General features: G+C 57.7%; 22 protein-coding genes. 11 read left to right on the top strand and 11 right to left on the bottom strand.

What is annotated here, in order from left to right:
- The coding region (locus VL547_RS18340) for a PDZ domain-containing protein (protein WP_325580597.1) at positions 1-873 on the top strand (873 nt) is incomplete at its 5' end.
- A gap of 72 nt (positions 874-945) precedes the next feature.
- Here the strand turns inward: VL547_RS18340 and rsgA are convergent.
- Genes rsgA through VL547_RS18315 form a run of 5 tightly spaced genes read right to left on the bottom strand, consistent with a single transcriptional unit; the run spans position 946 to position 5,645 of the window.
- Positions 946-1,872, bottom strand: coding sequence for a ribosome small subunit-dependent GTPase A (gene rsgA / locus VL547_RS18335; protein ID WP_325580595.1), 927 nt, complete (start codon positions 1,870-1,872; stop codon positions 946-948).
- Positions 1,872-2,867, bottom strand: a complete 996-nt coding sequence (locus tag VL547_RS18330; protein ID WP_325580593.1) for a VWA domain-containing protein — start codon at positions 2,865-2,867, stop codon at positions 1,872-1,874. The genes rsgA and VL547_RS18330 overlap by 1 nt, the downstream gene beginning before the upstream one ends.
- A complete protein-coding gene (locus tag VL547_RS18325; RefSeq protein ID WP_325580591.1) occupies positions 2,864-3,760 on the bottom strand; it encodes a hypothetical protein in 897 nt (298 codons plus the stop codon). The genes VL547_RS18330 and VL547_RS18325 overlap by 4 nt, the downstream gene beginning before the upstream one ends.
- An 8-nt stretch (positions 3,761-3,768) precedes the next feature.
- Positions 3,769-4,641 carry a DUF58 domain-containing protein gene (locus tag VL547_RS18320; RefSeq protein WP_325580589.1) on the bottom strand — a complete coding sequence of 291 codons (873 nt, stop codon included), beginning with the start codon at positions 4,639-4,641 and terminating at the stop codon, positions 3,769-3,771.
- Positions 4,641-5,645, bottom strand: a complete 1,005-nt coding sequence (locus VL547_RS18315; protein ID WP_325580587.1) for a MoxR family ATPase — start codon at positions 5,643-5,645, stop codon at positions 4,641-4,643. The genes VL547_RS18320 and VL547_RS18315 overlap by 1 nt, the downstream gene beginning before the upstream one ends.
- A gap of 101 nt (positions 5,646-5,746) precedes the next feature.
- Here VL547_RS18315 and VL547_RS18310 point away from each other — a divergent pair, with 101 nt between their 5' ends.
- From VL547_RS18310 to VL547_RS18295, 4 genes are read left to right on the top strand one after another with little or no spacing between them, the layout of a single operon-like run.
- Positions 5,747-6,091, top strand: coding sequence for a hypothetical protein (locus tag VL547_RS18310; protein WP_325580585.1), 345 nt, complete (start codon positions 5,747-5,749; stop codon positions 6,089-6,091).
- Positions 6,084-6,740 carry a peptidylprolyl isomerase gene (locus tag VL547_RS18305; protein WP_325580583.1) on the top strand — a complete coding sequence of 219 codons (657 nt, stop codon included), beginning with the start codon at positions 6,084-6,086 and terminating at the stop codon, positions 6,738-6,740. Before VL547_RS18310 ends, VL547_RS18305 begins: the two co-directional genes overlap by 8 nt.
- A 45-nt stretch (positions 6,741-6,785) precedes the next feature.
- Complete coding sequence (gene gcvH, locus VL547_RS18300) at positions 6,786-7,163, top strand: glycine cleavage system protein GcvH (RefSeq protein ID WP_325580581.1); 378 nt, start codon at positions 6,786-6,788, stop codon at positions 7,161-7,163.
- Between the two features lie 6 nt (positions 7,164-7,169).
- A complete protein-coding gene (locus VL547_RS18295) occupies positions 7,170-7,589 on the top strand; it encodes a VanZ family protein (protein ID WP_325580579.1) in 420 nt (139 codons plus the stop codon).
- A 422-nt stretch (positions 7,590-8,011) separates the two neighbouring features.
- Here the strand turns inward: VL547_RS18295 and prfA are convergent, their stop codons facing one another.
- Positions 8,012-9,073 (bottom strand): peptide chain release factor 1, encoded by a 1,062-nt coding sequence (prfA, locus tag VL547_RS18290; protein ID WP_325580577.1) that lies wholly within the window; start codon positions 9,071-9,073, stop codon positions 8,012-8,014.
- A 66-nt stretch (positions 9,074-9,139) separates the two neighbouring features.
- Here prfA and VL547_RS18285 point away from each other — a divergent pair, with 66 nt between their 5' ends.
- Together VL547_RS18285 and VL547_RS18280 are read left to right on the top strand one after the other, a co-directional pair.
- On the top strand, positions 9,140-10,324 hold the full coding sequence (locus VL547_RS18285; RefSeq protein WP_325580575.1) for an amidohydrolase family protein: 1,185 nt from the start codon (positions 9,140-9,142) through the stop codon (positions 10,322-10,324).
- A 30-nt stretch (positions 10,325-10,354) separates the two neighbouring features.
- Positions 10,355-11,293: an NADP-dependent oxidoreductase gene (locus VL547_RS18280; RefSeq protein WP_325580573.1), complete on the top strand. Its 939-nt coding sequence runs from the start codon at positions 10,355-10,357 to the stop codon at positions 11,291-11,293.
- Here the strand turns inward: VL547_RS18280 and recO are convergent.
- Entirely contained in the window at positions 11,285-12,019 is a 735-nt protein-coding gene (recO, locus tag VL547_RS18275; protein WP_325580571.1) for a DNA repair protein RecO, read from the bottom strand. The genes VL547_RS18280 and recO overlap by 9 nt on opposite strands.
- A 2-nt stretch (positions 12,020-12,021) precedes the next feature.
- Positions 12,022-14,205, bottom strand: coding sequence for a hypothetical protein (locus VL547_RS18270; protein ID WP_325580569.1), 2,184 nt, complete (start codon positions 14,203-14,205; stop codon positions 12,022-12,024).
- A 49-nt stretch (positions 14,206-14,254) separates the two neighbouring features.
- Here VL547_RS18270 and VL547_RS18265 point away from each other — a divergent pair, with 49 nt between their 5' ends.
- The 3 genes from VL547_RS18265 (at position 14,255) to VL547_RS18255 (ending at position 21,338) form a co-directional block, all read left to right on the top strand.
- The gene (locus tag VL547_RS18265; RefSeq protein WP_325580567.1) at positions 14,255-16,585 is read left to right on the top strand and encodes an efflux RND transporter permease subunit; all 2,331 of its coding nucleotides are present in this window, start codon (positions 14,255-14,257) and stop codon (positions 16,583-16,585) included.
- A gap of 241 nt (positions 16,586-16,826) precedes the next feature.
- Entirely contained in the window at positions 16,827-19,826 is a 3,000-nt protein-coding gene (locus VL547_RS18260) for a SusC/RagA family TonB-linked outer membrane protein (protein WP_325580565.1), read from the top strand.
- 21 nt (positions 19,827-19,847) lie between these two features.
- Positions 19,848-21,338, top strand: a complete 1,491-nt coding sequence (locus tag VL547_RS18255) for a RagB/SusD family nutrient uptake outer membrane protein (RefSeq protein ID WP_325580563.1) — start codon at positions 19,848-19,850, stop codon at positions 21,336-21,338.
- A 339-nt stretch (positions 21,339-21,677) separates the two neighbouring features.
- On the opposite strand, the gene VL547_RS18250 is transcribed toward VL547_RS18255, so the two are convergent.
- Together VL547_RS18250 and gatB are read right to left on the bottom strand one after the other, a co-directional pair.
- Positions 21,678-22,832, bottom strand: a complete 1,155-nt coding sequence (locus VL547_RS18250) for a TlpA disulfide reductase family protein (RefSeq protein WP_325580561.1) — start codon at positions 22,830-22,832, stop codon at positions 21,678-21,680.
- The gene (gatB, locus tag VL547_RS18245) at positions 22,832-24,277 is read right to left on the bottom strand and encodes an Asp-tRNA(Asn)/Glu-tRNA(Gln) amidotransferase subunit GatB (protein ID WP_325580559.1); all 1,446 of its coding nucleotides are present in this window, start codon (positions 24,275-24,277) and stop codon (positions 22,832-22,834) included. Before gatB ends, VL547_RS18250 begins: the two co-directional genes overlap by 1 nt.
- A 69-nt stretch (positions 24,278-24,346) precedes the next feature.
- Between gatB and VL547_RS18240 the strand changes: the two genes are divergently transcribed.
- The gene (locus VL547_RS18240; RefSeq protein ID WP_325580557.1) at positions 24,347-25,327 is read left to right on the top strand and encodes a hypothetical protein; all 981 of its coding nucleotides are present in this window, start codon (positions 24,347-24,349) and stop codon (positions 25,325-25,327) included.
- On the opposite strand, the gene VL547_RS18235 is transcribed toward VL547_RS18240, so the two are convergent.
- On the bottom strand, positions 25,328-25,619 hold a 292-nt coding region (locus tag VL547_RS18235), incomplete at its 5' end, for a hypothetical protein (protein ID WP_325580554.1).

Raw genomic sequence — 25,619 nt, 5'->3', positions numbered from 1 at the left:
GCACAAGATGGCAACGGGACGCCCAAGCCCAAACACAAGTCCACCAAAGAGATCATCATCCGTGAAGACGGAGACAAGGACAAAGGCAAGACCACCATCGTCATCGACGAGGACGGGAAGGTCACCGTCAACGGGAAACCTTCCGCCGATTGGGACGGGGGGAAGGTGAATATTGTCCGTGACTTTGATTTCGATGCGCCCAAAATCATGCTTGACCGGGATTTGGCAGGGCAGCAGACCATTAAATTCAAAATGTTGCAGGACGGTCTTGCCTTTGAAAAGGTCCGCCTGGGGGTATACACCTCCGAGGATGAAAGGGGCGCCAAGGTTACCCGCGTTACCGATAGTAGCGCCGCCTTCAAGGCCGGTCTGAAAGAAGGGGACGTCATAACCAAGGTCGATAATACGCCCATCTCCAACCCCGACGCCTTGTCCAAGGTCATCCGTGAGCACAAGCCGGGTGACGCTGTTGCCATCCACTATCTCCGCGGCGACAAAGAGGAACAAGCCAGGGTAACGCTGGAGAAACCCGCCGACGTTTTCAAGACGTTTGCGTTTGACGCTATGCCGCGTATGAACTTCAGGTACTTTGGCCGTCCGCGTCTGGGCGCCAACATCCAGGACACCGAAGATACCACCGGCGTGAAGGTCCTCCGCGTGAACCCCGAGTCCCCCGCGGAAAAAGCCGGTCTCAAAAAGGACGACGTCATTACGTCGATCGACGGCAAGCCCGTCCATAGCGTTGACCAGGCCATGGACATACTGGGCGACGACGGCGACAAATTCAACTACCCGATGACGGTGAACCGCGGCGGCACCACCGTTACCCTGGAGGTGAAGATTCCGAGGGATTTGAAGACAGGGACGCTCTAATGTGGAGGCCACGGTGTAACCAGGCCCCGGCGGAAGCCGGGGCTTTTTTTGCCCCCGGGCTGGCCGGGCTTTTTAGTATTGCTTCTCCTGGAGCGATTCCAGTATGTTCACATAACTGACATACCGGTCCTCGGCGATCGTCCCGTTGATAACCCCCGCCTTGACGGCGCACCCCGGCTCTTCGAGGTGGAGACAGTCGTTGAACTGGCAATCGCCGAGCACCGCGCGCATTTCGGGGTAATAGTGCGAGAGCTCGTGACGGGCGACGTCCACGAGGCCGAATTCGCGCACGCCGGGCGTATCGATGATCTGACCGCCGCCGGGCAGGTCGAACATCTCGGCAAAGGTCGTGGTGTGCATGCCTTTGCCGCTCCAATCGCTTACTTCGCCGGTTCTGAGCCGCAGCTCGGGGAAAAGATGGTTGACGAGCGAGGATTTGCCCACGCCCGAGTGACCAGAAAGCAGGCTTACCTTGCCAGCCAGAAGCGCCGCGATGGCCGCTAAACCCTCGCCGGAGCGCACGCTCGTCAGCAGCACCGGATAACCGATGGCCGCGTACATGGCGGACCAGACCTCGTACCGTTCCATGTCGGCGTCCCGGTATACGTCCGCCTTATTGAAGACAAGACGCGCCGGCACGCCATACATTTCGGAGGCGATCAGGAACCGGTCGATAAAACCCTGGGAGGTGCGCGGCTCGCGAAGTGTGGCGATCAGCACCAGCTGGTCGAGGTTGGAGGCGATGATGTGGTGGTAGCGCTTGTTGTGCGGTGACTGGCGGGTGATGTAGTTGCGCCGGTCGTGGATAGCGGTGATGATGGCGGAAGATTCGCCCTCGTTCTCGACGTCCATGTCAACCACGTCACCCACTGCGAGCGGGTTGGTCGAGGATATGTCGTCGATCTTGAACTTGCCTTTGGCGCGGGCGTTCCAAAACCTGCCGTCCCGGGACCTGGCCTGGTACCATACACCGGTCGACTTGTAGATCGTACCCTCCATCAGGGAAATTTACGAAGAATCGTGTAGCGGAGCGTCATCTCGACGCCCACAAGGAGGAAAGCGGCCAGCGCGAAGGGCCAGTACTCCTCGATGTACCGTTCATAGCTGGTGACCTCCACCTTCGACTTTTCCAGCGTATCGATATTACGATATATGCTGTCCAGGCTGGCGTTATCGGTAGCCCTGTAGTACTGGCCGCCGGTAGAGGATGCTATATCCCTGAGCAGCTTTTCGTCTATGCCGGCCTTCTCCTGGGTGACGGAGCCGTCCGCGTTGGGCGTCGGGGCGTAACCCTCCGTACCGATGCCGACGGTATAGACCTTTATCCCGATGGCCTTGGCGATCTCCTTGGCGGTATTGGGGTCGATCAGCCCGCCGTTGTTAACGCCGTCGGTCAGCAGGATGACGATCCGGCTTTTCGACGGGCTGTTCTTGAGGCGCTCCACGCTGGTGGCCAGCCCGGAGCCGATGGCGGTCCCGTCCTGTAGCAACCCTGGCCGGATCGCGCTGATCTGCGAAATGACCGCCTGGCGGTCCGTCGTCAGGGGACACATGGTGAAACTTTCCCCGGAAAAGATAACCACGCCGATCCGGTCGGTGGGCCGGTGCAACACAAAATCGATCGCTTCCTTCTTGGCCGCCTCCATGCGGTTGGGGGAAAAGTCCTCGGAGGTCATCGACCCGCTGACGTCGATACAAAGGATGATATCCAGCCCTTCGCCGGTCACCTGTTGCTGGACATTCCGGATTTGCGGGCGCGCCAGGGCGATGATCAGGAAGGCTACCGCCAGCAGGCGGAGTACGAAGAGCGCGCGGGCCAGCGCGGTCTTGAAAGTGGACACGCCCTTGAAGTGCGTCGTGGAGGAAACCTGGAAGGTTGCCCGCAGGTGTCCCTTCCGGCTCACGCGCCACCAGATCATCAGCGGGATGAGCGCCATGAGAAAGAAGACCCACGGCCAGGCAAAGGTGATATGTTGGAGCCAGTAGAAGATCACGACGCTTTTTCGGTTTTGTGGAGAATATCGAGGGCCTTGCGGACCTGTTCCCTGGACTGCTTATGGAGCTCGTTGCCCGGAAAATACTTCGCAAACTTTACCGCGTCTTCGAGGTGGAGCGTCTCCGCGATGGCCGACCGTTCCCGGCCGTCGGAAACCCTCTCCGAAAGCCGCCCCAGCAGGTCGCTGGTGGTGAACTGGGAGGTGTTCCACCCATATTCCCGGAAAAGGTAACGTTTCAACACGCCGTCCAGGGCGGTATAAAAAGGTTTTATGTCCGCCGAGGCATCCGGTAGCGCCAATGCGTCGAGGTTCCTGATCGCCTCTTCATAAGGGGGGAGCGTTTCAGCGGGTTCGCCGCCCTCGACCGCGCTTTTCTTAGAACGAAGCGCACGGATAAGTAAGAATATCAGCGCGCCGAGGACCAGCACGGACGCACTGATCCAGATCCAGGGCAAAATGGCCGGTACCTGTACGATGTCCTTGATGTCCCTTATCTGGTCCTGGGCCTTCATGGGCAGGAAGCCCACGTCCACCCCCAGGCTGTCGGTGACGACGTCGGTACCCGGCAGCTCGAAGGCGGGTATCACCCAATGTCCGCTGTCAAAGCTCGTTACCGTGACGACCTGTTGGAGCTGGATCATGAACTTGTCCGAGACCGTATCGATCTTGCTCCGGGTAACGACTTCGAAATGAGGAAGCGAATCGGGGATATGAACGAACAGGGGATTGCCGGGTGTCGAACGGACCGTAAAGGTGAGCCGGATCGGCTCCCCGATGAGGATGGCCTGCCTGTCCGCGGAGATGTCCGCCGAAAGACCGTTGGGCACGGATTGGGCGCCGGCGCTTGCGGCCAGCGTCATCAGGGTCATGTACAGTAAAGCGCGTCGCATGGGTTTGTTCATCGGCGGTTCCTGTGGGCGAAAAACTTTTGCAGCACCTTTACATAGTCCTCCCCGGTCCCGATATGCAGGAGGTCCGAGCCGGCCCTTACAAAGATCTGCTTGCATTCGTCGTTATAGCGGTGAAACTGTTCTTCATATTCCTTCCGGACGTACGGGCTGGCCGTATCCACGTACGCGACCGCACCCGTTTCCGCGTCCTCAACCTCCAGCAGACCCACGTCCGGGAGGATCATATCCATCCGGTCGTACGCCTTGATCCCGATCAGGTCGTGCTTGCTCGACGCCACGCGGAGCGCGTCCTCGTAGTGCTCGTCCAGGAAGTCGCTCAGGACAAAAGCGATGCTCTTTTGCTTACAGCTGTTATTGAGGTAACGGATCGCCTCGGTAATGTTGGTTCCTTTGTGTTTTGGCGCAGACGTTAGCATCTCCCGGACGATATAAAGGGCGTGCTGCCGTCCTTTCCTCGGTGGGATGAACTTTTCCACCTGGTCGGAGAAAAAAATGACGCCGACCTTGTCGTTGTTGTTGATGGCGCTGAAGGTCACCACGGCCGACACCTCGGTGATCAGGTCCTTTTTACGCTGGTGGTGCGTTCCGAAAAGCGCGCTCGAGCTCACGTCCACGAGCAGCAGCACCGTCAGCTCCCGCTCTTCTTCGAATACCTTGCTGTAGGGGTGGGAAAAACGGGCCGAAACATTCCAGTCGATAAACCTGATGTCATCCCCTGGCTGGTATTCCCGGACTTCCTTAAAGCTCATGCCACGGCCCTTAAAGGCGGAGTGATACTCCCCCTTGAAAAGGTCGTTCGAAAGCTTCCGGCTCTTGATCTCCAGCTCCCGGACCTTACGGATGATATCGGCGGTCGTCATCATGGCACGTTCACGACCTTCAGTACGTCGTCGATAATGTTGGTTACGTTTATGCCTTCGGCCTCCGCTTCGTACGTCAGTCCCAGGCGGTGCCGGAGCACGTCGTGGGCGATGGTACGGATGTCCTCGGGGATCACGTAGGCACGACCTGCCAGGAACGCCACGGCCTTGGAGGCCAGCGCCAGGTTGATCGAGGCCCGGGGCGATCCGCCATAGGCGATCAGGCTTTTTAGTTTCTCCAGCTTGTACTTTTCGGGGAAACGGGTGGCAAAAACGATATCCAGGATATAGTTTTCGATTTTTTCGTCCATGTACACCTGGCGGACGAGGTCACGGGCACTCAGAATTTCCTGGACGGAAACCACCTGTTTGACTTGCTGGGTGTTCGCGGCGCCCTGTACATTCTGGCGGATGATCAATTGCTCCTCCTCCTTTTTGGGGTAACCTACAACGACCTTGAGCATAAACCGGTCGACCTGGGCTTCGGGCAGCGGGTATGTTCCTTCCTGCTCGATGGGGTTTTGGGTCGCCATGACCAGGAAGGGCTCGTCCAGCTTGTAGCTCGTTTCGCTGATGGTCACCTGGCGCTCCTGCATGGCTTCGAGCAACGCGCTTTGTACCTTTGCCGGGGCGCGGTTGATTTCATCCGCCAGGATGAAGTGGGCGAAAATGGGGCCCTTGCGAACCACAAACTCGTTTTTCTGCTGATTATAAATCATCGTCCCCAGCACGTCCGCGGGCAAAAGGTCCGGGGTGAACTGGATACGGCTGAAAGCGGCGTTGATCGACTGGGCGAGCGATTTGATCGACAGCGTCTTGGCCAGCCCGGGCACCCCTTCCAAAAGGATGTGGCCGTTGCTCAGCAGACCGATCAGGAGCCGGTCGATCATATAGGTCTGACCCACGATCACCTTGTTGATCTCCGTACGGACCCGGTCTATAAAGACGCCGGCCGATTGGATCTTTTCATTTACAAGCCGAATGTCTTCAGCGGTTTGTATCATGGAATGGCCATTTTAGGACCCAATATTAGCAAATAATTTGCCTAACCCGGCAACCCGTCTTCCATGAGCGGATTTTAACGTTTTTGCCTAGGTTTGCACCCATGAGTGAAGGATATGACAGCCTGGCGGAACGTTGGGCCGCCCTCGAGGGTGAATTGGTGGAACGTTTTGGTAAAAGGCCCGATCTAAACGCCATATTGTTCCTGATTGGCATCCAGGAGTCCGGGCAGGACCGGGACAGCTTTACCAAGGAAGAAAAACAGGACCTTATGCACGTAGCCGTCTGCCACCTGCTGTCCGCCAGCGGGTACTACGCCCTGGAAGGGATCGACGAGGACGGCTGGCCGCACTATACCCAGCTCAAAGCCCTACCGGCCTTTTCCCTGGCAGAGCAGGAAAATTTTATCAAAGACCACGTGCTTTTGTATTTTGATCAACATGCGTAGCCTCCTCCTTTGTATCGCCTTTATCCCCATGCTGCTTACAGCCCATCCGAAACGGGTGCGGATCGTCACCACCTCCGGGACCATCATCGTCGAGCTGAGCGATAGGACGCCCAAACATCGGGATAATTTCCTTCGGCTGGTTCGGCGCCACGCGCTCGACAGCACCTTGTTTCACCGCGTCATCCCGCACTTCATGATTCAGGCCGGGGACCCCACGTCCAAACACGCCGCCCCCGGCGTACAGCTGGGCGACGGGGACGTAGGATATACCATTCCCGCCGAGTTCGACACCGCGCTCTTTCATCAGCGCGGGGTTTTGGCCGCCGCCCGGGACAACAATCCCGCCAAGGCCAGCAGCGGTTGTCAGTTCTATATCGTGCAGGGCAAGACCTACACCGACGCCGAGCTCGACAACCTCGAGCGCACCCGGCTTCAAGGCCGCAAGATTCCGGTGGCGCACCGACAGGTCTATAAAACGGTTGGCGGCACACCATGGCTCGACATGAACTACACCGTCTTTGGAAAAGTAATCTCGGGTATGGACGTAGTGGACGCCATCGCCGCCGTCAAAACCGACCAAAACAACCGTCCCGTCAGCGATGTACGCATCCTGAAGGCGCGCGTGATACACAAATTTTTATTTTTCTGATTGCTCTAAAAACAGCACCTTAGCGCTTCAAATTATCACCTTCATATGAATTTCCCCGATACTCTCCGTTACACAAAGGACCATGAATGGATCCGCCTGGAAGGCAACGTCGCCACCATCGGCATCACCGAATTCGCCCAGAGCGAACTGGGAGACATCGTTTACGTGGAAATCGAAACCAAGGGCAAGAAGCTGGCTGCCGAAGCCGTATTTGGCACCGTCGAGGCGGTAAAGACCGTCAGTGATCTTTTCCTGCCCGTAGCAGGCACCATCGACGAAGTCAACCCCGCCCTGGAAGGCCAGCCGGAGCTCGTCAACAGCGATCCTTACGGAGAGGGCTGGATGATCAAAATGACGGTCGACAACATCGCGGACGTAGACCAGCTCATGAGCGCCGACGCTTATAAAAACCTGGTCGGTTAAACCATCATGCTTTATCGCCTGTTAAAACGCAGCTACTGGCCGGCGGTCGTCTGGTCGGTGATTATAATATTGCTCCTGGTCCTGCCGGCCAAAGACGTATCCCTTCCGAAGGGCGCCTTCTCCATATTCCTGGAGAGGGTCCACGCGGACAAGCTCGTCCATTTCACGTTATTTGGCGTTTTTGTGGGTCTTTGGACGATTCCCTACGCGGACAAACACAGCCCGGCGGCCAATACCCGTTTCTTCCTCCTGATTTGTATCGCCGCCTGCCTGTTCGGCGCCGCGATGGAATTCGTTCAATTGTACTTTACCAACCGCGACTACGAAAACGGGGACATCGTGGCGGACTCCCTGGGGGCGATCTCGGGGATGATTGTAAGTATGTTGTGGGTCAAGCGGGAGCGCGCCCGCGTGGCGGCCTCCTAGGGCGACGCAGCCGCCCTGTGCGAAGCGCCATCATAAGACACGAAAAAGCCCCTGTGGAAACAGGGGCCGCTTCACCAAAACTAACTGCTTATGAGAAAATTGACTGCTTGCTTATTTATAAGTAGGATTCAAATCTGGAGCCAAAGTTTAGAAAAGTATTGTTAAGAAATCTCTAATCTATTTTCTTTTTCCTAATCTATTGTTCGGCGTCCTTTTGCTAAATCCTTTATGCAAAGTTAGGGCGTTTTCAGCCTGTCCAGTGCAAAAGTTTTGTTATAGAATGTCTCCTGCGGGCTCATTTAACAATGAGTCGACTGGATAATATTAAGATACGTCACAAAAAACGAAATTCAAAGCGCGCCGCCGAATGATTTTCAAATTTTTGAAAATCAGTTGATTGTAAGTGGCGGGCTTTAGGCAGCCTATGAGTTGGCCATCTTCTCCGCGTTCTCAGCGAATTGCAGCGCGTCGATAAATTCCTGGATGTCCCCGTTCATGACGTCGTCAAGGTTATACGCGGTCAGGTTGATGCGGTGGTCGGTCACCCGGCCCTGGGGATAGTTATAGGTGCGGATCTTAGCGCTCCTGTCGCCGGTGGAGACGAGGCTTTTCCGGTGGCGGGCGATCTCCTCCTCCTGTTTGCGGACCTGTTCTTCGTAGAGTTTTGTCCTCATCATTTGCATCGCCTTTTCCCGGTTCCCCAACTGGGTACGCTCGGTCTGGCACATGACGACGGTTCCGGTGGGTAGGTGGGTAAGAATGACCTTGGTTTCGACCTTATTTACGTTTTGTCCCCCCGCGCCCCCGCTTCGGGCGGTTTCCATCTTGACGTCGCTGTCCTTTAACTCGAAGTCGATCTCTTCCGCTTCCGGCATGACGGCTACGGTGGCAGCCGAGGTGTGCACCCGGCCGCTGGCTTCGGTGGCCGGGACGCGTTGTACCCGGTGTACGCCGCTCTCGAACTTCAGGGTCCCGTACACGTCGTCGCCCTTTACCTCGACGTTCACTTCCTTGTATCCGCCGGCCGTCCCCTCGGTTTCGCTCAGGATCGACGTTTGGTATCCCTTGGCGTCGAGGTAGCGGAGGTACATCCGGAGGAGGTCTCCGGCAAAAAGCGAGGCTTCGTCCCCGCCGGTACCCGCCCGTATCTCGAGGATGGCGTTCTTCTCGTCCTGGGGGTCTTTTGGAATGAGCATCTGTCGGATTTGCGATTCCAGCTTGTCCTTGCTTTCTTCCAGACCCTCGGTTTCACCCTTGGCCAATTCCCGCAGCTCCTCATCGTCGCCATAGAGGGCTTCCCGGTTGAATTCGATATCGTCCAGGACGCGCTTATAGGCCTCGTAGGCCTTGACGATCTTTTCCAGGCTACGATACTCCTTGCTCAGCTTGCTGAAACGGGCGTTGTCGTTCACTACCTCCGGGTTCGTCAGGGCGACGCCGGTATCCTCGAATTTGGCCTTGATGGCTTCCAGTTTATCTAACATACCTTTACCGGCGCTTTGTCGCATTTACGGCTTTGGCGCCAGGGCGCAAAATTAACAAATCTTCAGATGGGATACTGGAAAATACAGGCGGACGGGTTGTTCGATGGGTATAAAATTGACGCCGATCGCGTCCTGGTCGGGGAAGACGATGGCACGATTGCCGCGGTGGTGCCGGAGGCAGAAGCCGGAAGCGATGTCCAACGCATCCGCGGGTTGTTGTGCCCCGGTTTTGTAAATACCCATTGTCACCTGGAGCTATCCCACATGGCGGGCGTCATCCCCGAGGATACCGGTCTGGTGGATTTCCTGTTACAGGTCCTGGGCAAACGAGGAGAGATCGGGAGGGATCCCCTGGAAGCGGCACGCCAGGCGGACCGGGCGATGCAGGCGGAGGGTATTGTCGCCGTCGGGGACATTTCCAACAACATCAGCACCCTACCTGTCAAGGCAGCCAGCGCCCTTTACTACCATACCTTCGTGGAGACCATGGGCTTTTTGCCTGCCTCCGCGGAGAGCCGTCTGGCTCAGTCCAGACAGGTATACGACGCGGCGGCACGGTCGCTGGGCGCGGCCAGCCTCGTTGCCCATGCTCCTTATTCCGTTTCCCGGCCGCTGTTCGAGGCCATCAACCGGACCTATGCGGGCAAGGGCGGCATATTCTCTATCCATAACCAGGAATCCGAGGCCGAAAACCAGTTCTATCGTGAAGGGTCGGGGGACTTCCTCCGTCTCTACGCCGCGCTCGGACAGTCGCCCGACTTCTTCGAGGCCGCCTCGAAAAGCTCGCTGGCCACCTATCTGCCCTGGATTTCCGAACCTTCGACCCTCCTGCTCGTACACGACGTCGCCAGCGACGCGGATGACATACGTTTCGCCATGACGCTTACCCGCCAGCGTGGACAATCCTTATATTGGTGTCTTTGTCCCGGCGCCAACCGGTACATACAACGCACCCTTCCGCCGGTCATGGAGCTCCGCGCGCTGGGTTGCACCCTTACGCTGGGCACGGACAGCCTGGCTTCGAACCAGCGGCTCAGCATACTGTCTGAAATCCTGCTCCTGCAGGAAGCGTTCCCGGCGGTTCCCCTCGAAGAAATGCTGGGATGGGCCACCCGTAACGGCGCGCAGGCCCTTGGGATGGGGGACGTGTTAGGCAGCTTTACCCCTGGCGCCCGCCCGGGCGTTCTCGTGCTGGAAGGTTGGGCCGACGACAGGCTTGGCGCGACCACCGGTGTCCGCCGGCTTTTCTGACCGGCTTCGCTATTTTTGCCAAAAAAAAATATGCGCGCAATCGTCTTGAAGGGTCCGGGTGGCGTCGAACAACTCCAATCGGTGGAGCTGCCCCAGCCCATCTCCCGTCCCGATGAAGTCCTGGTTCGGGTCAATGCCATCAGCATCAATCCGGTCGATGCAAAAACGCGGGCGGGGAAAGGCGTATACGGGCGCATCAAGTCGGAAGACCCCATCATACTGGGCTGGGACGTCTCCGGTGTCGTCGTCGAATCGAATGCCGGGCAGTTCGCCAAGGGCGACGAGGTGTTTGGCATGGTGCGCTTCCCTGGCCACGGCAAGGCGTATGCGGAATACGTCGCGGCGCCGGCCGCGGACCTCGCCGCCAAGCCCGCGGGGATTACCCACACGAACGCGGCGGCGTCCTGTCTGGCGTGTCTGACCGCGTGGCAGGCCTTGACGGAGCACGTCCGGATCAAACCCGGCCAGCGGGTGCTGATACACGCTGCCGCCGGTGGCGTCGGTCACTTTGCCGTACAGCTCGCCAAACACTTCGGGGCCTATGTGATCGGAACCGCTTCGGCCGCCAACAGGGACTTTGTATTGGATCTGGGCGCCGACGAGCACGTCGACTATAAGGCCCAGGCGCTGGAGGACGCGGTGGCGGATGTGGACGTGGTGCTGGATACTATTGGCGGGGACAATATCGACAAGTCCCTCCCGGTGATCCGCAAAGGCGGGACGATCATCAGCATCCCTTCCGGCATGAGCGAATCGGTGACCGATAAGGCAAAGGCGATGGGTATAAACGGTTTCTTTTTCCTGGTGCGATCGAGTGGCGAAGACATGGGCAAGATCGCCACCCTCCTGGAAAATGGCGCGATCCAACCGCACGTATCCCAGGTCTTTCCGTTTGCCGATATGGGACAGGCGCACCTGCAGATCGAATCCGGCCGCACCCGGGGCAAACTGGCGCTGAGGTTACCCTAGTATATCCTGCAACACCGGCAGGGAGCGGAGTTTTCCGAAGTCGGGCACGTGGAGCGCATAGAACAGCTGGTAGGCCTCGAGCAGGCTGCGTCTCAGCTCCCGGTTCAACCGGATGGCGCCGAGCCCGGCCACCGTCCCGGCTTCCATCAGGGCGGTCGTGGCTTCCGCCAGATACCCATCCAGGTAATAGGCGTGCACCGGTCTCTCGGTCACGTACATCCCTTCCTGCAGGTCGAGGACCGGGGTATGCTCCGAATAACGGCCGCCTATCTGGAAACCGAGATAGGCTGCGAGCGCCAGGGTAAAGTGGAGGGCGTAGTTGGCGGCCGTAAGGTCGTCGGATGCGTCCAGCCGGATCAGCGAGGTCTCTATGAAATCATATAGATCCGGATTGGCTTCCGGCTGTTTGAGGCACTTCTGCAGAAGCTCCATCATATACATGACCAACGTATTCCGTATCATACCGGCATATACCTGGCGGTAGACATAGCTCCATTTGAACTCCTTTATGCGGTGCAGGTTGCGTTGGTCCTGGTGATAGACCACCATGTCCAGGATCGCCGCGGGCTGGAACAACCCGGCGCGGGTGCCCCCTTTTTTCTCCGTCCTTACGCCGTTTACGATATAGGACTGGACGCCGAACAGCTCGGTGTACATCAGCACGATCAGGCTGGTGTCTCCATATTTCACGGCGCGCAATACTATGCCTTTGGTCGAATGGATCATGGTCAATGTATAAATACAATCTTCGCGGCCAGGTGCTCCTGGTTCTGCGGACCGGCGACGAGGACGAGGTAGACCCCGGTGGCGACCCGCCTGCCCGAATAGTCGTTCCCGTTCCATACCGCTTGTCCACCCAGGGCGACGGTCTGGTAAACGAGACGTCCGCCCAGCTCGGTAATTTTCACGACCGCACCCTCCGGCACGCCGCGGACGGCGATCGTACCCGAATACCCGGGCGGCACGGGATTCGGGAAGACCAGCAGCCCGCCGGATTGTCCCGCCTGGGTAGCGTCGCCCCGGAAAGAACACATACCCGCCGGGGTACTGAAAAATACTTCTCCCGTTTTCCCGTCGATACCGATCGCGTTGATCGTGTCATTGAATAGCGGACTGTTGGCCGTATTAAAGGTCGTGATCACCTGCGTGCCGTCCTCGCTGATCAGCCAGGCGCCGGCCGTGGTGCCCACCCACTTCCTGTCGGCGCCGTCCACCGCCATGCAGCGCACCGATTGTCCCTGGAACAGATACCCCGCAAAGGCATCCTGCTGGACCACCGGCCAGGTGACGTCGCATCCGCCCGAAAATATCGATGCCCCACACTCCACTACCCCGATACCGTTATTGGTGCCCATCCATACCAGCCCTTGCCGGTCCATTATTATACAATTCACCGTGGGGTCTGGGAGGTTTCCCTGTCCTGCCCCGGGCAGATAAGATTTCCATTGCTGGGTGGCGGGGTTGAAACACAATGCGCCGTATCCCGAGGGGCCCGCGGCCCAGATGTATCCATATGCATCGCTGACCGGCGCGCCCAGCTGGTTTCCGGGTATGAGGAACGGCGGACCGTAAGACGTCACCGACCCGTCAGGGGTCATCGCTTCCAAAGGTCGCTGGGCGCCGCTGTTGATCATCCATAACCGTCGGCTGGAATCATAGGCCAGACCGGTAATCGAGCCGGAACCCGCGCCGGCGGCCAAACCGCCGGTCAGCCGGAACAGACCGCCCTGGGTTGCCCCCGCATACACGGTATCGCCCCGGACCGCTATCGCTCCCACGTCGTGCGTGCCGGCCATGGCCGGCTGTGTCAGGCTGTTAAAGGCCGTCCACTGCGAGCCGTCGAAGTGATAGAACCCGGTGGTGTCACCCCCGCCCGCTATCCAAAGGTCGCCCCCCACGGCCTGCATCTGGCCGTCGAGCGGTCCGTCGGGTGAATTGGGGACCAACGCTTCCAGCGTTGCTCCGTTCCACAACAGCAATCCCCTTTGCGCGTCGGCTATCCAGGTCACCGCGTCGTCTACGAGCACGCCCCGCGGGTCGGCCAGGGATGCCCCTTCCAACGTCCGGGCGACGGCGCCCGCGGTCCCCAGCCAGGTGATGCGCCCGGTTGTCCCGCCCGGGTCCTGCTCGCTGATTATCAAGCTGTCGCCTCCGGTCTGGATGGCCCGGATGGTCCATCCCGCGGCATACCAGGGGCGCCAGACGCCGCCGGTATACGCGTATACGGAATCGTTGCGTAGCACGTAAATCGTTTGCCCGTCGCCAATGACGTCCTGACACGGCAATATGTCCATGCCGGCGTCGCCGGTCGATACCTGCCAATTGGAGAAATCCGCGAGGTTGGCGGCGGCCTTTGGCGCCTTGCGCAGGCCGGTGGCGGTGGCTGCATACCAATACTGGCTATCCGACGCGACCGCGTATACCGGCGTCTGGACGCCGCCGGGCCCGATGACGTAGGTATCCTCTACGGCCGCTGCGGAGATGCCCACCACGACGATACCCAAACCCGTGGAAAGATACGCGCTGCCGCCTTCTATATGGACGTCATGGATGGTCTTGTCGCCCGTGACCTGCGCGATCTCGAGGTCGGGGACCTCGGTGATAGACGATCCTTCGACGAGGTCGACGTCGCTGTTGGCGTATCCGATGACAACCACGCCCTGCGCCGCCGCCAGTGCATTCACGCCGATGCTGTGCAACCCGTTGATGGTGCTGTAGCGGGTAATGACGTTGTCCGGCCCGGATACGTTGAACACCGACTGCGGCGTCGCTACCCAGATATCGCCGGCCGCTCCGCCGATACCCTGCGCATGGTGGTAGGAAAGGTGCGAGCGCCAGGCGCCAATGGGCTGTAACTGTGCACAGACACAACCCGGAAGGACCATCCACAGCCAAAAGATCGCGAGGCGCATACGTCAAAAATAGGCCAATCGGCAAATTTTGCGTTAGTTTGCGCCCATCATGTGGACCTACCTGGCAAAATGGGTGCTGAAGTTCCGGTTACCCTTGTTGATAGCGATTGCGCTGATTACCGCTTTGATGGGCTTTTTCGCCAGCCGCCTGCAGCTCAGCTACGAATTTTCGAAGTCGATTCCCGTAAATCATCCCAAATACCTGGAATACCAGGCCTTCCGTCGCGCCTTCGGGGACGACGGCGAGCTTTTGGTGGTAGGCCTGCGCACCGATAGCTTTTATACCCTGCCGGTCTTTACCGCCTATACGCGCCTGCAAAAAAGGCTCAAGAACATAAAGGGGGTGGAAACCATCCTGAGCGTACCCGCCGCCGTCGACCTGGTCAAGGACACCGCCACGACCAGCATGGCCATCAGGCCGGTGTTTCCGGCGTCGATCGCTTCCCCGGAGGCCCTCGACAGCGCCCACCGGCTCTTCGAACGGCTCCCGTTCTACCGGGGGTTGTTGTACAATCCGGACACCAGGGCCTACCTCATGGCGGTGAGCCTCGACAAGAACCTCATCAACTCCCCCGCCCGTACGCGGCTGATCAATACGATCCTGGACAGCCTGCACGCCTTCGAGCAGGAAACCCACCTGACCCTGGCCGTGAGCGGGCTGCCCCTGATCCGAACGGTCATGAGTAACCGCATCCAGCACGAGATGCAGTTTTTCCTCCTGGGCTCCCTCATACTGATGACCGTCATCCTGCTGGCCTTCTTCCGTTCGTTCAGCGCGATGGCCATATCCCTGCTGGTGGTGCTGATCGGGGTCGTTTGGAGCATGGGCACGACGGAGCTCCTGGGGTACAAGATCACCCTCCTGACCGCCCTCATGCCGCCGCTGGTGGTCGTGATCGGGGTGCCGAACTGTATCTACTTCCTTAATAAATACCACACGGAATTCCTGAAGGGCGCGGGCAAGGAAAACGCGCTCGTCGCCATGGTCAGCCGCATGGGCGTGGTGACCTTTATGTGCAACCTGTCGGCGGCCATCGGCTTTGCCGTCTTTGCGCTCACCCAAAGTCCCATCCTGAGGGAGTTCGGGGTGGTGGCGGGGATCAACATCATGGCCCTTTTCGTGGTGTCGTTTTGTATCCTGCCTCCCCTGCTGAGCTACCTTCCCGCACCAAAGCCCAACCACACCCGGTATATCGAGAACCCGCGTATCCAGGCGCTCCTGGAGCGGATCGAGCGCTGGGTGTTCCAACACCGGAAGGCGGTTTTCGCGGGCACAGCACTGGTGCTGGCGGTGGCCGTGGCCGGTCTCTTCCGGTTGAAATCGGTGGGATTCATAGTGGACGATCTGCCCAAAAAAGACAAGCTGTACACCGACCTGAAATTCTTCGAGCAGAACTTCCACGGCGTGATGCCGCTGGAGATCGTCGTCGATACCAAAAAGCGGAACGGGCTTACCGGCTCAAAGGCGCTCAGGGTATACGCCCGCATGGATTCCCTGTCACAAACGATCGCGTCTTTCCCCGAAACGGGGCGACCCCTGTCGGTGGTCGAGGCGTTGAAATTCGTCAAGCAAGCCTTTTATGACGGGGACAGCGCCTATTACGCGCTCCCCACGGACTTCGACGGGGCCTTCCTGGCCGACTACCTTTCCCCGAAAAACGCGGCCGGCAAAAACGCCGGAAGTTTTGGCCGGCTCCTCAACTCCTTTGTGGATACAGCCAAGGAACGGACGCGCCTGAGCGTGAACATGGCGGACGTGGGTACCGAAAAACTGCCGCTCTTGCTGGACACCCTGCAAAAGAGGGCCGCGCAATTGTTCGATACCACCCACTACAAGGTCACGTTCACCGGTTCGACGGTTACATTCCTGGTGGGCTCCAGCTTTATCATCAACGGTCTCAAGGAAAGCATCCTTTGGGCGTTCCTGCTTATCGCGGCGTGCATGCTCTATTTATTCAGGTCGATACGCATCCTGATCTGTTCCCTCATCCCCAATATCATCCCACTGGTCATCACCGCCGGCGTCATGGGCTGGGCGGGCGTTGCATTGAAACCGAGCACCGTCCTGATCTTTAGCGTAGCCCTGGGGATCGCCATCGACGTCACCATCCGGTTCCTGGTTAATTATAAACAGGAGTTGGGAACGCATCAGGGCGACGTTCCGGCCACGGTAAGCCAGACGATCCGCCATACAGGTATTAGCATAATATATACTTCTCTTGTACTCATCGCGGGATTCATCATCTTTTGCTTTAGCAATTTCGGCGGGACCCAATCCCTCGGGTGGCTGACATCCCTCACGCTGCTGGTGGCGATGGTAACGAACCTCGTCCTGTTACCGGTATTGCTCATAGTAATTAATCCTAAGAGGAATAGGTAAAACAGGCTTTCGCCGGACCGTTGGAAGTTATCAAGAACGATACGGTATCTCAATGATTATTCCAAATATTGCGGGAATAAAATAATTATTGCTTAATTTTAACGTTTGATAACGTGTTGCGCGCTCTCCCGAGCGCGCGCATCAGAGAGAAAACTTGACTCAAAACAACAGCAATTATCTACGTATGACTCCACAAAAAACTAACTGGAGCCGGTCGCCAAGAATTGGCGTACCTGGTGCGTTGAAATGGACAGCAATTGCTTCACTGGCCATTTTATCGACGATCGAGACACCCTACAGTGCCCATGCAGGCGAAATTCGTGCCGTCTTTGCGGCCAAGCCGGTTAAAGGTATAGTTAGGGACGAGAACGGTCAACCGCTGGCCAACGTAACGGTCACGGTTAAGGGTACCACCCGCGGTACGACGACCGACGAAGCGGGTAATTTCACCATCAACGCCGAACCCGGCGATGTACTGGTTTTCAGTTCTATCGGTACCGACCAACTGCAACAGAAGGTTGGGAAGGGCGATCACGTCCTGATCACCCTGAGCAAAAAAGACAAGTCCCTCGATGAGGTCGTTGTCGTCGGTTACGGTCAGGCCAAGAGCACCGCTACCGCGGTCGGTAACCTCGACATGGTCAGCTCCAAGCAGCTCCAGGAAAAGCCGGTTGCGGACGTGCTTGACGCCGTCCAGGGCCGCGTTCCGGGTCTGTCGATCCTCAGCTCCACGGGTGAGCCGAACGGCCAGGTGAGCGTGTCGCTGAACGGTGTCGGTTCGCTGACAGCGGACGTTACGCCCCTCATCATCCTCGACGGGGTACAGGTAGCCATCGGTACCCTCCTTCAAATGAACCCCAACGACATCGCGGACATGACCATCCTGAAGGATGCGGCGTCCACGTCGATCTACGGGGCCCGCGCGGCGAACGGCGTCATCATGGTTACGACCAAGAAGGGCACCCCCGGCCGTGACAACATCACGCTGCGTACGCAGTACGGCGTATCCAACATCGCGGATACCAAGTACTTCAAGTCGTTCATGAGCTCGGACGAGCTGGCCAACTTCCAGGTAGCGCAGTTCAATGCCGGGACCAACATCGGCTACGACCAGCACACCATGGACTCCATCCGCCAGGCCAACGGTAACGTCAATACCGAATGGTGGAAGTATTACTATAAGAAGAATTCGCCGGTTTTCCAGCAGGACCTCGTGTTCTCCGGCGGTACGTCCAAGACGCAATATTATATCGACGGTTCCTGGCTGAAAGACCAGGGCGTCGCCTACCGCTCGGAATTCAACCGGTATACCCTCCGTGCCAACATCACCTCGAAGGTGACGGATTGGGCTACGGTCGGTGTACAACTCGGCGGCGGTTACAGCGTGGCCCAAACCAACCCTTCCGGTTCGAACTCCACCAACCGCGGGTTGTTCTTCCTGGCGCCTTCGTACTATTCGCCCATCAACCCCGCCACCGGTCAGGAATATGTCTATATCCCGGGTTGGAACCACTTCAACCCCAAATACCGGGCTGACCAGCTTCCCAACCCGCTCAACCAGATCCAGCTGAATCCGACGGGCTTCCTGGAAATCCGGCCGCTCAAAGGGTTGACTTTCCGCTCAACGGCGGGTATGGATGCGTACGACTACCGCAACGAGTCGCTCACGATCCCCTCCCAGACCTTTAATAACAACTCCGGCAGCACGTACGAGGAATTCGACCGCGAGACGAAGCTGACGATCAACAACACGCTCGAGTATCAATTCAAGATCAAGGATCAGCATACCATCACCGCGCTGGCCGGTCAGGAATATATCGACGACAAATACAGCTACTTCAACGCTTCGTCCGCGGACCAGTCTGACGCCCGTCTGACGCTGCTGCAGAACGGTACGCAAAGCCTCGCTGTAAATTCGGATGCTTCTGAATATAACTATATCTCCTACTTCGGCCGTTTGAGCTACTCCTTCCGCGACAAGTACAACCTGGACCTGTCGATCCGGAATGACGCCTCTTCCCGTTTCGGGGCCGACGTCCGGAACGCGCTCTTTGGCGCTGCCGGTATCATGTGGTGGGCGAAGAAAGAAAGTTTCCTGAGCGGTGTAAAATGGCTGACCGACATCCAGGTCCGTGCGAGCCTGGGTACCCAGGGTAACTCGGCCATCGGCAACTACCAGTCGCTGGCGCTCGTCGGCAGCAATACCTACAACGGTGGAACCGGCTTTTACGTAAGCGCCCCCGGTAACCCCGACCTGACCTGGGAAAAGGTGCTGACCGGCATGTTCGGCGCCACCTTCACATTGTTCGATCGGGCGCACTTCGACCTCGCCTACTTCAACAAGCACACCAAGTCCATGCTGGTGAGCGTTCCCTACGCCTATACCTCCGGGTTTGCCAATATCGAGCAGAACGTGGGTACGCTGTTGAACCAGGGTCTCGACGCCAAGGTGAACATCGACATCGTAAAGACGCGTAAGCTGTGGATCTCCCCCTTCTTTACCGCAACGTATGTCAAGGAAAAGGTTACCTCGCTGTTCCAGGGTCTCGACCACTATGTCCTGCCGGGCTATGGTTTTGCCTGGATCGTGGGCAAACCGGTCATGTTCGTGGATCCGATCTTTGCCGGGGTAAATCCCCAGGACGGGAATCCGCAATGGTATGTGCCCGGTCCCAACCCGATGGTAACTACCAAGGACCCCAAGAACGTGACAGAGAATTATGATGGCGACCTGCTCCAGCAGAACACCGGCCACAAGCTGAACCCCCCGTTCTATGGCGGCTTCGGTGTGGACGCCACCTGGAAAGGCTTTGCGCTGAGCGTACAGTTCTCGTTCTACAGCCACAAGATCATCATCAACAACGACGAATACTTCTACGCCAACCCGAACCTGTTCGGTTTCTACAACCAGGCCAAGGAAGTTCAGAACTACTGGAAGAAACCCGGCGACATCGCTCAATACCCGAGCTTCAACAACCAAACCTGGACACAATTCGACAACCGCCTGGAAGAGAACGCCAGCTTTATGCGGATGAAGGTCGCTACGCTGAGCTACAACCTGCCGCACAGCATCCTGGAAAAAACAAAGGTTATCCAGGGCATCAAGCTGTACGTCACTGGTCGTAATCTGCTGACCTTCACGAAGTATCCCGGCGTCGACCCGGAGCCCAACTCCAACCTCGAGCTGGGTAGCTATCCCAACACCAAACAAATCGTCGGCGGTCTGGACGTCACCTTCTAGTACTATTAAACAGAAAGAAACATGAACAAGACGAAAATAAAACTTGCAATAGGGGCGCTCTCGCTGGTGACTTTGGCTTCGTGCAGCAAGAACCTCCTCAACCTGAACCCTCCGGATTCCATCGCCCTGGGTGAGGCTTTCCAACAAGTCAGCGACGCTGAAAAGTGGGACGGAGGTATTTACGCCACGCTCCGCGGCAACACCAACGGCGGTTACACCATGGCTCCCGACATCCAGGCCGACGAGCTGAACGCCACCCTGGACTATGGCAATAATTACGGTGGTATCCATACCTGGCAGGGCTTCACGGCCGGCGACTACGAGATCAGCGGTGAATGGAGCGCCTATTATGCGGCTATTTCCACCATCAACGCCGCCATCGAAGGTTACCCCAACATCAAGACCAGCTCCCCTTCGGATGTGGCCGAGATGAACGAGCTCACGGGCGACGCCTACCTGGCCAGGGCCTTTTATTATCACAAACTGGTGCTCCGCTGGGCTAAAGCCTATGACCCCAGCTCCGCTTCCACTGACCTGGGGGTTCCCCTGATGTTAAAGTACGACGTCAGCGCGCTGCCCGCGAGGGCCACGGTGGCTGATACCTATACACAGATCATGAGCGACATCACCACCGCGCGCGCGCTGCTCGACGGCGTTACCGGTCAGGCGGGATCCATATATTTCACCCAGGATGCCGTGCTGGCGCTCGAAGCCCGTGTAAAATTGTGCATGCACGACTGGGCCGGCGCCAAGGCGGCCGCCGATAGCGTGATTGCCACCGGTAATTATCCCTTGATCACCTCGCAGGCCGCTTTCAATAGCTATTGGCTTAATGATGACCCGGGTGAAACGATCATGCAACCCAACATCTCCCAGACCAACGAGCGCCCGAACGCCAATACCATGTACATCAACTACAATGTCGGCACCGGGGAAGACGATCCGTACTATATGCCCGCGCAATGGGTGGTCGATATGTATGATAACGCGGATATCCGTAAGACGTCTTACTATACGAATACGTCGGTCAACTTCCTCGGAAATACCTACACGAATGTTTGGGTTGTCGGCAAATTTCCGGGTAACCCTATCCTGCAATCCGCACCGGCGCCTCAGTCCAACTATCAGAACGCGCCAAAGATCTTCCGTGTAGCCGAAGATTATCTGATCTCCGCCGAAGCTGCCGTACAGGCCGGTAACCCCGGTGCAGCAGCTGCGCCGCTCAACGCCCTGCGTACGGCGCGTGGTCTTGCCGCCCTCGGTACCGTTGCGCTCCAGGACGTCATGGACGAACGCACCCGCGAATTGGCTTTCGAAGGCTTCCGCCTCGACGACCTGAAACGCTGGAACCTCGGTTTTACCCGTCACAATCCGCAAAACACCGCCATGCTGGTGGGTGGGGCCAACTACCTTGGCCAGACCCAGGCTGCCGGTGCGGATAAGTTCGTATGGGGTCTTCCGACGAACGATATCACCATCAACCACAACCTGGTGCAGAACCAGGGGTGGTAATTGATTAGGACTTAATACGATAGAGGCCGTCTTCGTTAGGAGACGGCCTCTATTATTTTTATTTGGCGGCTTGTGTTTTTCTATTTAATTTTGCCATTAACAAGTGAATAACATATAGGGCTATTTTTTCATTATTCCTGCCCTCCATTGCCACTATCCTGCTTTTAAAACCCGCAATCATCCCTGACAATCAAACGCTACCAGTTGTCCACGTCGTGGAAGACTGTGATGCTTATATATCGTTTGCAGGCGCCTGCCTGGCGCTAACCTGTGTATAAACACCCTAAGTCCGGGGCCGCAAGTGCGGCCCCTTTTTTTGGCCGGGGCGCTGCGCGGCTGCTATGGCAGGACTTCGCGGAGCTTGGCTTCGAGGTCGTCGCCGCGGAGGCCTATGGCAAGGATGTGGCCTTGGGGGTCGAGGAGGACGTTATAGGGGATGCCGGTGAATTGGTAGGCGTCGACGGCCTTGCTTTGCCAGAATTGGAGGTCGGAAATCTGGGTCCAGTCGAGGTGGTCGTCGTGTATGGCCTTGAGCCAGGGGCCTTTTTCCTGGTCAAGGGACACGCCCACGATGGCGAAGTTCTTGTTTTTGAATTGATTATAGGCCTTGACGACGTTGGGGTTCTCGGCCCGGCAGGGGGGGCACCAGCTGGCCCAGAAGTCGACGAGCACGAATTTGCCACGGAGGCTGCTGAGCGTAAAGGTCTTACCCGCGGTATCGGGGAGGGTCAGCTCGGGGGCGATGCTGCCTACGTGCGGGATACCCGACGCTTTGCCGACGGCAGCCATCTGACCGGATACGATGGCGTCCTTCGGAAACCGCTGTTGCAACCCCTGTGCGAGCGCATTGAGGGTATCGACGCTGTAGCTGCTGGTATTTATTTCGGATTGCTCCGCCGCGTCATGGTCTGCGCCGATCGCATAGAAGTTCAGGGCAAAGGACGCCACCACGGGGCTCGGATCGGTCCGGATCACCCCGGCGAGCGTATCGTACAGCTGGCGGGTGATGACGTCGGCCTTTACGGGTCCCGCCGGATCGGTGGAGTCGCTTTTCAAGGCATGGATCTGGAACATTATTTCCTGCAGGGACTCGAGGACTGTACGGAACCTGTCGGAAGCCGGCGAGCCCTTGACCGTGTAGTCGCCGCCCTTGTTGGCGTCCATCGACAGGGTCACTTCTTTCGCGTCGTTGACGACCCCCATCCAAGGTCCGCCGTTCGGATCACCCAGCATGACGCGGAACAGGTCTTCATCCTTCGGGCCCTGCAGCTGGAATTTTCCCTCTTTTATGATCGCGCTGTCCAGGATCAGTATGGGCTTTCCATCCAGCCCGCTGGTCACCAGGTATGCCTTCCGTATGGTTATCGGCATACCCTTCAGCTCGCCTTTTACCGTAAATTCTTTTCCTTTTTGCTTGCAGGAGGCCAAAAGGCCCAGCGCCAGGCACCCTACTATGGCCGCACCCTTGGTGCGGCTGAAAGCCGTACGTAACATCATTTTAGTTTTTCCGCGAGTAATTGATTGACCACCTTGGGGTCTGCTTTCCCCTTGGATCTTTTGATGATTTCACCGACAAACAACCCCACCAGGCCTTTTTTACCCTTACGGTATTCCGTTACCTTATCCGGCATGCTGGCGAGCACCTCCTCAATCAGCGGCAGGATGGTGCCTTCGTCGGAGTCCTGGAGGACATTCAAACGGGTAGCCGCCTCTTCCGCGCTGATCCCGCCGTTGTCGATCATATACGGAACGACGCGGGAGGAGGCTATCGAAAAATTGATTTTGCCCTCTTCGATCAGCCGGATGACGCCTCCCAACCGGGCCGCGTTCAACGGGTATTCATCCACCCCGGCTCCCCGGTCGTTGCACCAGGACTTGACCGGCCCCAGTACCCAGTTTGCCGCGGCCTTGTAGGCGCTCGTTTCCCCGATCAGGGCTTCGTAATACACGCTCATGGCCTTGTCGTCGCTGATCACCCGGGCGTCATATTCCGACAGCTGCAGCTCCCGGGTATACCGCTCGAACAATTCCTCCGGCATGGCGGGGATTCCCGCCCGGACCTCTTCGAGGAACGCCTCGGTGATCTTGAAGGGCGTCAGGTCGGGCTCCGCGAAATACCGGTAGTCCTCGGCGTGCTCCTTGGTCCGGATGGCAAAGGTCGTGTCCGTGTCCGCGTCAAAGCTCCTGGTTTCCTGTACCACCGTCCCGCCAACCGATACGAGGTCCGCCAAACGGCCGATCTCGAATTCGATCGCCTTGCGGACGTTCCGGATGGAGTTCATATTCTTTACCTCTACCTTCGTGCCCAGGCGTGTTTCGCCCTTCGGACGGATCGAGATGTTGGCGTCGCAACGCATGCTCCCTTCTTCCATATTCCCGTCGCAGATTCCCAGGTGGCGCACGATCTTGCGTAACTCCGTCAGATAAGCCGCGGCCTCTTCCGCGCTATGCAGGTCGGGCTCGGTCACGATTTCCAGCAGGGGCACCCCCGCCCGGTTATAGTCCACCAGCGTTGTCACCGGGTCCTGGTCGTGGAGGCTCTTCCCTGCGTCCTCCTCCATGTGGATCCGGTTCAGCTGTACCGCCCTGGCGCCTTCGGACGTCCTTATCAGCACGCGTCCGCGCTCGCATATCGGCGTGGTGTGCTGGGAGACCTGGTAACCCTTGGGCAGGTCGGGGTAGAAGTAGTGTTTGCGCGCAAAATAATTGCGCCGCACGATGTCGCATTGCAATACGAGACCCAACCTGACCGCATACTCTATCGCCCTCCGGTTCATCCGCGGCAATGTACCCGGGTGTCCCAGCGTGATGGGGCTCACGTGCGTATTGGGGTCCCCCCCAAACGCCGCGCTATCCCCGCAAAACAACTTGCTTTCCGTCAGCAGCTGCACGTGTACCTCCAATCCGATCACGGCTTCAAACCGGTCAGTATTTGCCATGCGGCAAAGGTAGAAATTAGGAACCACCATGCCAAACGGCTATATTGGTGCACTTCAAACCGATAAAACATGAAACAAACGCTATTATCGTTCTGCCTGATCCTGGCTATCCAAAACCTTTTTGCCCAATGGAGCCCTAGCGGAAACAATATCTATAATACCAATTCCGGCAACGTCGGTATCGGCACCGCATCACCCACGCTCCCCCTTTCCATATCCACGGCTAACGGGGGCGACGCGATGCGTATAACGAATACAAACACCCAATACGGCGCCGCGGCGATGGAGTGCTTTGTATCCGATGGATCACAAACGTATATCGGTCAGATATTCGGCCAATGGTCCGGGCTGACAAGCCCGTCGGTGTGGCAATCCAGCAACAATATCGTCATAACACCTGCACTGAATTCACCGCAGACAGGGATAAACCTGTTGACGAACGGTCACGTGGGCATTGGAACGACTGCGCCGGGCTACCCTTTGGACGTGAATGGCGCGGTTGCTGCGGGTGGAATCAACGTCAACTCAAACACCACCAAGTTTTTCGTCAGAAACAATGCCGGCAAAACCTGGGCCTTGAGCGCCGGCGAAAATAATGTGAACGAAACCAATTTCGGTATATACGACTGGACAGATAACCAGACATCACCTTTCCTCTCCATCACATCGGGAGGCAACGTATTGATCGGTAAGACATCACAGATTAATTCGTCCTACCTCCTCGACGTGGCCGGCACGGTTCGGGCAAACGCCGTTGCCGTGAACACCAACGGGGCCGACTTCGTCTTCGATCCGGGATATACATTGACCCCTTTGACCAGCCTTGGTAAGTACGTCCGCCAATATCATCACCTCCCCGGCGTCGAACCGGCCGCTCAAATGCAAGCGCAGGGTATGAACGTTGGCGATATGACGACAAAACTGCTGCAAAAGATAGAAGAACTGACGCTGTATGCCGTCGCGGCCGATAAGCGCGCGGAGGAATTACAGGCACAGCTAAAAATCCAACAGGCCGAAATTGACGACTTGAGAAAAAAGATCGCGAATTAGCTAGAACTTGCGCAAGTTGGAACTCATGTGGTGCTGGTGGCCGTTCTCGGCGTTCTCGGAGCCGACGGCGTTGGCGGGACAGCCATATTTGGGAGCGCAGCTGTAAAGAGCAGCGGAAAGGGCGAGTGCGAGGAGCGCGATGCGGAAGGTTTTCATTTTGTCAGGATTGGGATTTTCGTCTTTAAATATAGGGCTTTTCCGGCATATCGGCAAACCGGCGCCGCGGGCTTGCTTGGAGTGATCGGCTCCAGTCGGAGCGGTCGGGCCTCTTTTTCCCCGTTTTTGCCAAACG

Source organism: Dinghuibacter sp. (assembly GCF_035492835.1).
GTDB lineage: Bacteria > Bacteroidota > Bacteroidia > Chitinophagales > Chitinophagaceae > Dinghuibacter.
This window is presented reverse-complemented; position numbering and strand designations above follow the sequence as displayed.

What these genes read in the sequence shown, in the direction of transcription:
- rsgA (WP_325580595.1), bottom strand. Translation starts at nt 1,872, where the DNA reads ATGGAGGGTACGATCTACAAGTCGACCGGTGTATGGTACCAGGCCAGG.
- VL547_RS18325 (WP_325580591.1), bottom strand. Translation starts at nt 3,760, where the DNA reads ATGCGACGCGCTTTACTGTACATGACCCTGATGACGCTGGCCGCAAGC.
- VL547_RS18320 (WP_325580589.1), bottom strand. Translation starts at nt 4,641, where the DNA reads ATGACGACCGCCGATATCATCCGTAAGGTCCGGGAGCTGGAGATCAAG.
- VL547_RS18315 (WP_325580587.1), bottom strand. Translation starts at nt 5,645, where the DNA reads ATGATACAAACCGCTGAAGACATTCGGCTTGTAAATGAAAAGATCCAA.
- VL547_RS18310 (WP_325580585.1), top strand. Translation starts at nt 5,747, where the DNA reads ATGAGTGAAGGATATGACAGCCTGGCGGAACGTTGGGCCGCCCTCGAG.
- VL547_RS18305 (WP_325580583.1), top strand. Translation starts at nt 6,084, where the DNA reads ATGCGTAGCCTCCTCCTTTGTATCGCCTTTATCCCCATGCTGCTTACA.
- gcvH (WP_325580581.1), top strand. Translation starts at nt 6,786, where the DNA reads ATGAATTTCCCCGATACTCTCCGTTACACAAAGGACCATGAATGGATC.
- VL547_RS18295 (WP_325580579.1), top strand. Translation starts at nt 7,170, where the DNA reads ATGCTTTATCGCCTGTTAAAACGCAGCTACTGGCCGGCGGTCGTCTGG.
- prfA (WP_325580577.1), bottom strand. Translation starts at nt 9,073, where the DNA reads ATGTTAGATAAACTGGAAGCCATCAAGGCCAAATTCGAGGATACCGGC.
- VL547_RS18285 (WP_325580575.1), top strand. Translation starts at nt 9,140, where the DNA reads ATGGGATACTGGAAAATACAGGCGGACGGGTTGTTCGATGGGTATAAA.
- VL547_RS18280 (WP_325580573.1), top strand. Translation starts at nt 10,355, where the DNA reads ATGCGCGCAATCGTCTTGAAGGGTCCGGGTGGCGTCGAACAACTCCAA.
- recO (WP_325580571.1), bottom strand. Translation starts at nt 12,019, where the DNA reads ATGATCCATTCGACCAAAGGCATAGTATTGCGCGCCGTGAAATATGGA.
- VL547_RS18270 (WP_325580569.1), bottom strand. Translation starts at nt 14,205, where the DNA reads ATGCGCCTCGCGATCTTTTGGCTGTGGATGGTCCTTCCGGGTTGTGTC.
- VL547_RS18265 (WP_325580567.1), top strand. Translation starts at nt 14,255, where the DNA reads ATGTGGACCTACCTGGCAAAATGGGTGCTGAAGTTCCGGTTACCCTTG.
- VL547_RS18255 (WP_325580563.1), top strand. Translation starts at nt 19,848, where the DNA reads ATGAACAAGACGAAAATAAAACTTGCAATAGGGGCGCTCTCGCTGGTG.
- VL547_RS18250 (WP_325580561.1), bottom strand. Translation starts at nt 22,832, where the DNA reads ATGTTACGTACGGCTTTCAGCCGCACCAAGGGTGCGGCCATAGTAGGG.
- gatB (WP_325580559.1), bottom strand. Translation starts at nt 24,277, where the DNA reads ATGGCAAATACTGACCGGTTTGAAGCCGTGATCGGATTGGAGGTACAC.
- VL547_RS18240 (WP_325580557.1), top strand. Translation starts at nt 24,347, where the DNA reads ATGAAACAAACGCTATTATCGTTCTGCCTGATCCTGGCTATCCAAAAC.